Source organism: Mesorhizobium sp. M7A.F.Ca.US.005.03.2.1, from assembly GCF_003997795.1.
Classification (GTDB): Bacteria; Pseudomonadota; Alphaproteobacteria; order Rhizobiales; family Rhizobiaceae; genus Mesorhizobium; species Mesorhizobium ciceri.
The window spans coordinates 1-1671 of sequence record NZ_RZRP01001114.1 but is presented as its reverse complement, the minus strand read 5'-3'; the positions used below and the strand labels follow the sequence as shown (position 1 = coordinate 1671).

The following is a 1671-nucleotide window of genomic DNA, read 5'->3' as shown; positions in this document are numbered from 1 at the left end:
GTTCCATCTCGGCCGGCCCCGGCGGTTCGAATTCAAGCGCAGGCGGTGATTTCTCGGTTCCCCCCGGCGGCATCGGCGACGGGTTCGACCTGTCGGCATTGCTGCCGCCGACCGCCTTGCAGTTTGGGCTTCTGGATCGCCGCGAACTGTTCCCGTCCATCGTCGACAGGCCGGTTTCAGTGGTGGCCACGTCACTGCTTGCCCCGACCGAAGCGGCCAGTGAAACTGGCCTCGATGGCAACCAGACACAATCGCCCGGCAGCGACGCGCCAAGCAATTCCGAAACCTCAGGCATCGGAACGATCAGCATCGACGCACCGGATGGAATCGGGTCGATCGTTATCAACGGTGTCGCCGTCACCGGCGTCGGCCAGCAGATTCCTGGCGATTTCGGCTTTCTGACGATTGTCTCCTACAATCCGAGCACCGGCGCCATCGAATATAACTACACGGTGACCGAATCGGTCACTCATCCCGAGCACACGAACGGATTCGATCCCAACGACACGGTTCCGGACAATTTCAGCATCACTGTCACGGACGTCGACGGCGATTCGGCCAGCACCACCTTTGCCGTCGCCATCGTCGACGACGTGCCGACCGCGGTTGCCGATACGGACAGCGTGACGGAAGACGGCGCGACGGTCGCGGACGGCAACGTGATCACGGCCAGCGGCGGCGCGGACGCGAATGTGACGGACGGCGTCGCCGACGTTAAGGGCGCGGACGGGGCGACGGTAACGGGCGTCGAGGCAGGCACGGTCACATCGGCCTCGGGCCATGTCGGGTCGGCCGTGGCGGGCAGTTACGGTTCGATCACGATCGATGCGGACGGCCACTACAGCTACACGCTGAACAACGGCGCTGCGGCGGTCCAGGCGCTGACCACCGGCCAGCATCTGACGGACACGTTCACGTATACGCTGACCGATGGCGACGGCGACACCTCGACGACAACGGTCGAGATCACCATCAACGGCACCAACGACGTGCCGCAGGTCGTCGTTGACCAGGGCAACCCGGCCGGCGCGCATGATCAGGTCTATGAAGCAGGTCTGGCGGCGGGTTCGGCGGCCGGCGACGGCAGCACGGTTGCGACAGGCACCTTCACGGTGTCGGACGCCGACGGGCTCGACGACGTGCAGAGCGTCACCATCGGCGGCGTCACGGTTGCCATTGGCAGCCTTAACGGTTCGGTCTTCCAGGGCGACCACGGCACGCTGCTGATCACCGGCTACAACCCGGCAACCGGCGTTGCTGCCTATCAGTACACGCTGACCAGCCCGACCACGGACGTTCCCGCAGTCACCGAGACCGACAGCTTCTCGCTCACCGTTTCGGACGGCACCTCGTCGTCGGCTCCGGCAGCCATCGTCATCGACATCGTCGACGACGTGCCCAATGCGGTCGACGACACCAACAGCATCAGCGAGGACGCGCTCTCGCCGGTCAACGGCAATGTGCTGACCAACGACCTGCATGCCAACAACCAGCCGGGCGCCGACACGCCGACGAGCTTCATCAGCTGGGATGGCTCGACGACGGGCGCGCACGGCACCTTCGTGGCCAATCCCGACGGCACCTACACCTATACGCTCAACAACGCCGATCCGGCGGTGCAGGCGCTGGACGCCGGCCAGACGCTGACCGAGACCTTCAACTACACGATGA

The 1671-nt window shown here is 64.9% G+C and carries 1 protein-coding gene; it reads left to right on the top strand.

The features are described from left to right. Positions 1 to 1671: VCBS domain-containing protein (locus EN991_RS35235; RefSeq protein WP_206519320.1), on the top strand; the 1671-nt coding region annotated here is incomplete at both ends.